The following is a 6,655-nucleotide window of genomic DNA, read 5'->3' on the forward strand; positions in this document are numbered from 1 at the left end:
GTGGCTGTGGGGGCGGTCGTGGGGCGGCCGCTCGGGCTGGGCGCCGGGCCGGTACCGGGGCCGCACGTGACCTTGTTGATCAGGCATCCGGTGGGGTTGCCGGGGGCGGCCTGGGCGGCGGTGACGAAGCCGACGGTGGTGGAGGCCCCCGGGGCGAGGCCATCGGTGGCCCAGCGGGGCGGCTTGACGGTGACGCGGCTGCCGCTGACGGTCTGTTCGCCGTTCCAGAGGGAGGAGAGGGTCGTGCCGGCGGGCAGGTCGAACTCCAGGGTCCAGTCCTTCAGGGTCTCCCGGCCGGTGTTCGTGATGACGTACTGGCCGGTGTAGCCGGTGGACCAGCTGCTGGACCGGGTGAAGGCGGCGCCCGCCGAGGCGGCCTGGGCCGTGCCGGTCAGGGCGAGCGCGGTGCCGCCGACGGCTGCCGTCAGGGCGAGCGCGCCGGCCGCCTTGGCCTTGCCGCCGAGCCTGCGGCGGTGTGAGTTCCGGGTCATGACTGCCTGCCTCATCGGTGCGGGGAGGGGGACGGGGCAGCACGCTAGCGATCCGGAATCGGGCAAAACGCCCGCCGGGCCCCCGCAGCCCCGATCTTGAGGCGGGCTTAAGGAAGGGATCGGGGAGGGTTAACGGGGCGCGGGCGCCGGCCACGCCCGGTAGGCGGCCGTGCACCCGTCAGGACGAAATCCGTAGGCCCATCCGCCCATATGACGATCCTTCTCGTCAAGGGCGGGGGGTTGCCGTCCGAAGAGCCGGAGGAGCAACCGCCTCGTCGAGGAGACGTGCATGATCCCTGGGCGCATCCCCCGGTCCCCCTTCGGCCCTCTTCCGGCCCGCGGCACCTGGCTGAAGGGCGGCGCGCTCGCGTCGCTCGCCCTGGTGCTGACGGGGTTCACGAGTCCGACGGCCGCTGTCGTGCCGCGTGCCGCCGCCCCGCTCGCCGGCACGCCGGCGGCCCTGGGAGACGGGGGCCCCTGCCCGGCGGCCGCACCGCAGGCGTCCGGCGCGGCGGCCGCCCGGCCGGGACCTGCCGGTCCGCCGCCGGGCGGCGTGCACGAGGCGCCCCCGGACTACCTCACGGCCGACGTGCTGGGCCGCTACACGGAGAGCCGGCGGCAGCCCGCCTCCCCCGGCGGGCAGACCGCGGCGGTGGACGACCGCACCAGGTGTGAGAAGGGTCCCACGGGGCCGCAGGGACCGGCGGGGGCGAAGGGGTCCAAGGGCGCCACCGGTCCCACCGGTCCTGCGGGGCCGACCGGTCCCGCAGGACCGACAGGGCCGACGGGCCCCGCAGGAGCCGACGGCCAGGACGGTTTGGACGGGACGCCGGGCGTGACCGGCCCCACCGGCCCGCCGGGACCGGGTGTGACGGGCCCGACCGGACCCGCGGGGGCGGCGGGCGCCACGGGCGCAACCGGTGAAACAGGGGCACCGGGAGCCGCAGGGCCCACGGGCCCGACCGGGGCAGCCGGAGCCGTGGGCTCCACCGGGCCCACGGGGGCAGCAGGGGCAGCGGGTGCGACCGGAGCCACCGGACCCGCGGGCCCCACCGGGGCCCCCGGGCCGTGCTCCGACATCGACACCTACTCCCCGTCGGGCGCAGAGGACTTCCAGGCGGTGCTGACGGGCGGCGATGCCTTCGTGGGACGGGCGGCGCCCCCCGGCGGGACCCCGATCGCCTGGCAGGACCTCACCAATCCCGTCGCCGTCGGCACGGACCCGGCCAACCCCGCCTATCCGGCGAACGCCTGCGCCATCGCCATCGAGGCCCAGGGTAACGACGCCTACGTCAAGGTGGTGACCACCGCCGGTACGGTCTGGCAGACGCACGGCGACGTCAACGGCGCCGGCTTCGTATGGGACGAACCCTGGGTGCAGCGCACGACCCCGGCCCCGGTGGTGTTGCGCGGCCCGGAGCCGTCCGGACCGCTGGACTGAGGCCCGGGCGGGCCCCGCTGCCCCGCACCGGCCGTCCCTCCGGCCCCGGCCCGCTCAGGTGCGGGCCGGGGCCGGTTCGGGGTGGCTCGGCGGACCCTGCCTCAGCTCGGCGAGCAGTTCGTTCCGCCCGGACAGCATCTCGGTCAGGATGCGGCGGGCGGCCCGCAGCAGGTCGGCGACGTCGCCGCCGGCCAGGGCGTAGGTGACCGTGGAGCCCTCGCGGGTGGACACCACGATGCCCGACCGCCGCAGGACGGCCAGCTGCTGGGAGAGGTTGGACGCCTCGACGTCGATCTGGGCGAGCAGTTCGCGGACGGGCATCGGCCCGCCCTGCAGGAGTTCGAGGACCCGGATGCGGACCGGGTGGCCGAGCATCCGGAAGAACTCGGCCTTCGCCTGGTACAGCGGCACCTGCATACCCACGACGCTCCTGCTGCTCCTCGGACCGTGGCCGCACCCCGCCCGGCGCGGCCTCCCCACCATCGTCGCGTCCCGCCGGCCCGCGCGCACCCGAAGTTGACCGGTTTCGGATGTGTGGACTTGAAGATTTCTTCAAGTCATGGGCATGCGTGGGCCGGTGGACACGCTTCGCTAGAGCTCCAGCTCCGCCTCGATGCGGCGGAGCTGGTGGCGGGCCATGGCCAGGTTGGACTTGCCCTTGTCCAGCACCAGGTAGAGGAACAGGCCCGCGCCGCTGCGGCTGCGCAGCAGCCTGATCAGGTGGTACTGGCCTCCGAGCGTGATGAGCACGTCCTCCAGGTCGTCCTGGAGCCCGAGCATCTCCATGGTGCGGACCTTCGCCCGGATCACGTCCGTGTTCCCCGCCGCGGCGACCGTCAGGTCCAGGTCCTTCCCGCCGCCGAGGGTGCCCAGGGCCATACCGCTGGTGTAGTCCACCAGCGCCGCCCCGAGCGCACCGTCGATCGCGGTCATCGCTTCCTTCAGCGAAACTTCCACGTTGGCCATGGCCGTCCTCCGTCGTACTGCTTTCGCCGTTCATCCGGCGCCGGATCTTCCGTGACGGGACGCTACCGATCCTGCGGCGCCGTACGACCGGATCCGTGAATTCGGCTCAAAAGCAACGCCTGTTGGGTACGGTGGACGGTCCTCCCGATCACCGTCGGGCGGTGGGTCCGGCCGGCTCGTCGAGGCGCGCCGCGGCCGTCCGCCAGGCTTCGGTGACGGCCCGGTGCGCCTGCCGGGTGCGGGCGGCGCTGTCACCGGTGAGGCCGACCGGCGCCCCCACGTGGACGTGGAGTCCGGGACGGCGCAGCGGCGCGGTGGCCAGGCCGGCGATCTGCTTCGCCGCACTGCCGGAGGTGACGCGCCGGGCGCCTGCCTGGCCGAGCGGGACGACGGGCGCACCGGTGCGCTCGGCGAGCCGGGCGAGTCCGCTGCGGAAGGGGCCGGGCGCGGCCTCGCCGGCGTCCCGGCGGGTGGGGATGCAGCCTTCGGCGTACAGGAGGACGAGCCTGCCGCGTCCCAGGGCGGCTTCGGCCAGGTCCAGGGCGTCCGCGGCGCTGCGGTGGCCTCGGCGGACGGGGATGTGCCCCTCGCGGGCCAGGAGCGGGCCGAGGACGGGAATCCGCCACAGTCCGGCGGCGGCCATCACGACCGGTTCGGCGCCGAGGCGGTGCAGGGCGGCGAGGACGACGGCCGGGTCGGCGAGGGAGGTGTGGTTCGCGGCGATGATGCTGCCCGGCGCGAGGTCGGCACCGGTGTGCGCGGTCACGGACAGGCGTCCGAACGCGGGCACGAGGGCGTCGGCGAGGCGGCTGAGCATGGCGGTTCTCCGTTCTCCACCGCGGTGTTCCCCACCGCGTGCCGCCATGGTCGGCGGCGGGCGGCGCCCGGGGCATGAGCGGTCGTACTCAGGGCGGCCCGGCGCGGTACCCATCCGCGGCGGGGCCCTGCCGCGGCACGTGCTCAGGCGGCGCAGGCGGGAGGGCCTGGGCGGCCTCCGGGTGCGGGGGCGGACCGGGTGCTGCACTCTGGGCAAGGATCACCCTGCGCGCCCTCCGTGCCGCAGGTGGAGCTGGAGGACTCGGGCTATGGCCGGTCCTGGGCCGGCGGGAAGCGGGACTTCCATGGCTGAGCGATTGAAGCGGTCCGGGCTGATCGGCGAACTCTCCGCCGAATTCGCCGGGACCATGATTCTCATCCTGTTCGGTTGCGGCGTGGTCGCCCAGGTCGTCGCCGGCGGGGCCCTGACGGACCCCGCGGGCGGCCTCGGCGACCACGACAGCATCGCCTGGGCGTGGGGCATCGGCGTCACCCTCGGCGTGTACGTGGCCGCGCGCCTCAGCGGCGCGCACCTCAACCCGGCGGTGACGGTGGCCCTCGCGGCCTTCAAGGGGTTCCCGTGGAAGAAGGTCGCCCCGTACGCCGTCGCGCAGACGGCGGGCGCCTTCGTGGCCGCGCTGCTGGTCCGCTGGAACTACAGCGAGGCCCTGGCGAAGGCGGACCCCGGCCACACCATCAAGACGCAGGGCGTGTTCTCCACCCTCCCGGCGAACGGCAACACGAATCTGCCGGTGTACGAGTGGGGGGCCTTCCGCGACCAGATCATCGGCACCGCGATCCTGATGCTGCTGATCCTCGCGGTCACGGACCTGCTGGGCACGCCGCCGGGCGCGAACCTGGCGCCGTTCATCATCGGCCTGATCGTCGTCGCGATCGGCATGGCCTGGGGTACCAACGCGGGCTACGCCATCAACCCGGCCCGCGACTTCGGGCCACGGCTCGCGAGCTTCCTCACGGGCTACGGCACGGCCTGGCGGGACCAGTACGGCCAACTCTACTTCTGGGTGCCGATCCTCGGACCCCTCATCGGAGCCCTCGTCGGCGGGGCCCTCTACAAGTTCCTCGTCGGCCGGTACCTGCCGACCGCCGAACCGGAGCCCCCCGGACGCATGCCGACCCCGGAGGAGTGACCCGGCGCCGGCCCGGCCCCCACCCTGTCCCTACGAGAGGCGGCACCCCATGGCGGACTTCGTCGGCGCGGTGGACCAGGGAACCACCAGCACCCGTTTCATGATCTTCGACCACGGCGGGAACGAGGTGGCGAAGCACCAGTTGGAGCACGCGCAGATCCTGCCGCGGCCCGGATGGGTCGAGCACGACCCGGTGGAGATCTGGGAGCGCACCAACTCGGTGATCCAGAACGCGCTGCGGCACGGCAACCTCGCGCCGGAGGACCTCGCGGCCATCGGCATCACGAACCAGCGCGAGACCACCGTCGTGTGGGACCCGCGCAGCGGCCGCCCCTACTACAACGCGATCGTGTGGCAGGACACCCGTACCGACGCCATCGCTGCCGCGCTGGAGCGGTCCGGCCGGGGCGAGGTGATCCGCCGCAAGGCCGGGCTGCCGCCGGCGACGTACTTCTCCGGCGGGAAGATCCAGTGGATCCTGGAGAACGTCGACGGCGTGCGCGAGGCGGCGGAGCAGGGCCACGCCCTGTTCGGGAACACCGACTGCTGGGTCCTGTGGAACCTGACCGGCGGACCCGACGGCGGCGTCCACGCCACCGACGTCACCAACGCCAGCCGCACCATGCTGATGAACCTGGAGACGCTCGACTGGGACGACGAGCTCCTGGGCTTCTTCGGCGTCCCCCGGGCGATGCTCCCCACGATCAACGCCTCCTCGCACCCCGAGGCGTACGGGACGACCCGCACCTCCCGCCCGCTGCGCGCGGCCGTCCCGATCACCGGTGTGCTCGGCGACCAGCAGGCGGCCACCGTGGGCCAGGTCTGCTTCGCGCCGGGCGAGGCGAAGAACACGTACGGCACCGGCAACTTCCTGGTGCTGAACACCGGCACGGAGCTGGTGCGTTCGCAGCACGGGCTTCTGACGACGGTGGCCTACCGGTTCGGCGACAGTCCCGCCGTGTACGCGCTGGAGGGGTCCATCGCGGTCACCGGGTCCGCGGTCCAGTGGCTGCGCGACCAGATGAAGATCATCACGAACGCGGCGGAGAGCGAGCGGCTCGCCGCGGCGGTCGAGGACAACGGCGGGATGTACTTCGTGCCCGCCTTCTCCGGCCTGTTCGCCCCGTACTGGCGATCGGACGCGCGCGGCGCGATCGTCGGGCTCGCCCGCTACCACACCAACGAGCACCTGGCGCGGGCGACGCTGGAGGCGATCTGCTACCAGAGCCGCGACGTCGTCGAGGCGATGGAGCAGGACTCCGGCGTCCACCTGGACGTGCTGAAGGTCGACGGAGGCGTCACCGCCAACGACCTCTGCATGCAGATCCAGGCCGATGTGCTCGGCGTCCCGGTGAGCCGCCCCGTCGTGGCGGAGACCACCGCCCTGGGGGCCGCGTACGCGGCCGGCCTGGCCACCGGCTTCTGGCGGGACGGCGACGAACTGCGCACGCACTGGCAGGAGTCCAAGCGGTGGGAGCCGCAGTGGTCGCAGGAGCGGCGTGCGGAGGGCTACGCGGGCTGGAAGAAGGCGGTGGAGCGCACCCTGGACTGGGCCACGGTCGACTAGGAGGGCGGACGGCGGCGGCCCGTCGCGCCGGAGGGCAGGCACCCGGGCGGTGCCTGCCCTTTGGTGCCGGCCGGCGAACGAGGCGCGGACGGCGGTGTTCCGGCGGCTCGGTACGGGCATCGGACCGGTACCCCGCCCGGGGCCGCAGGGGCGCGCCGGTGCCGGCGGTACGGGCGGCGGAGCCACGGTATGAGGGGGCGGCATGGGCCGGAGTGCGGCACGG

The 6,655-nt window shown here is 74.0% G+C and carries 7 protein-coding genes; 3 read left to right on the forward strand and 4 right to left on the reverse strand.

Annotated features, from left to right (window positions below):
• On the reverse strand, positions 1 to 491 hold a 491-nt coding region (locus EF903_RS26555), incomplete at its 3' end, for a cellulose binding domain-containing protein (protein ID WP_185902832.1).
• A 979-nt stretch (positions 492 to 1,470) separates the two neighbouring features.
• Here EF903_RS26555 and EF903_RS35970 point away from each other — a divergent pair.
• Entirely contained in the window at positions 1,471 to 1,932 is a 462-nt protein-coding gene (locus EF903_RS35970; protein ID WP_221888778.1) for a hypothetical protein, read from the forward strand.
• Positions 1,933 to 1,986: 54 nt separating this feature from the next.
• On the opposite strand, the gene EF903_RS26565 is transcribed toward EF903_RS35970, so the two are convergent.
• The 3 genes from EF903_RS26565 to EF903_RS26575 form a co-directional block, all read right to left on the reverse strand.
• Positions 1,987 to 2,349 (reverse strand): helix-turn-helix transcriptional regulator, encoded by a 363-nt coding sequence (locus tag EF903_RS26565; protein WP_125547330.1) that lies wholly within the window; start codon positions 2,347 to 2,349, stop codon positions 1,987 to 1,989.
• Between the two features lie 174 nt (positions 2,350 to 2,523).
• Positions 2,524 to 2,898: a hypothetical protein gene (locus EF903_RS26570; RefSeq protein WP_125547320.1), complete on the reverse strand. Its 375-nt coding sequence runs from the start codon at positions 2,896 to 2,898 to the stop codon at positions 2,524 to 2,526.
• A gap of 148 nt (positions 2,899 to 3,046) precedes the next feature.
• Positions 3,047 to 3,715 (reverse strand): 1-acyl-sn-glycerol-3-phosphate acyltransferase, encoded by a 669-nt coding sequence (locus EF903_RS26575; RefSeq protein ID WP_125547322.1) that lies wholly within the window; start codon positions 3,713 to 3,715, stop codon positions 3,047 to 3,049.
• 304 nt (positions 3,716 to 4,019) lie between these two features.
• Here EF903_RS26575 and EF903_RS26580 point away from each other — a divergent pair, with 304 nt between their 5' ends.
• The gene (locus EF903_RS26580) at positions 4,020 to 4,865 is read left to right on the forward strand and encodes an MIP/aquaporin family protein (RefSeq protein WP_125547324.1); all 846 of its coding nucleotides are present in this window, start codon (positions 4,020 to 4,022) and stop codon (positions 4,863 to 4,865) included.
• 49 nt (positions 4,866 to 4,914) lie between these two features.
• Positions 4,915 to 6,432, forward strand: a complete 1,518-nt coding sequence (gene glpK / locus EF903_RS26585) for a glycerol kinase GlpK (RefSeq protein WP_125547326.1) — start codon at positions 4,915 to 4,917, stop codon at positions 6,430 to 6,432.
• Positions 6,433 to 6,655 lie beyond the last annotated feature (223 nt).

Source organism: Streptomyces sp. WAC05292 (genome assembly GCF_003949955.1).
GTDB lineage: Bacteria > Actinomycetota > Actinomycetes > Streptomycetales > Streptomycetaceae > Streptomyces > Streptomyces globosus.

Coding starts and splice junctions, on each gene's coding strand:
- EF903_RS26580 (WP_125547324.1), top strand. CDS start 4,020: ATGGCTGAGCGATTGAAGCGGTCCGGGCTGATCGGCGAACTCTCCGCC.
- EF903_RS26570 (WP_125547320.1), bottom strand. CDS start 2,898: ATGGCCAACGTGGAAGTTTCGCTGAAGGAAGCGATGACCGCGATCGAC.
- glpK (WP_125547326.1), top strand. CDS start 4,915: ATGGCGGACTTCGTCGGCGCGGTGGACCAGGGAACCACCAGCACCCGT.
- EF903_RS26565 (WP_125547330.1), bottom strand. CDS start 2,349: ATGCAGGTGCCGCTGTACCAGGCGAAGGCCGAGTTCTTCCGGATGCTC.
- EF903_RS26575 (WP_125547322.1), bottom strand. CDS start 3,715: ATGCTCAGCCGCCTCGCCGACGCCCTCGTGCCCGCGTTCGGACGCCTG.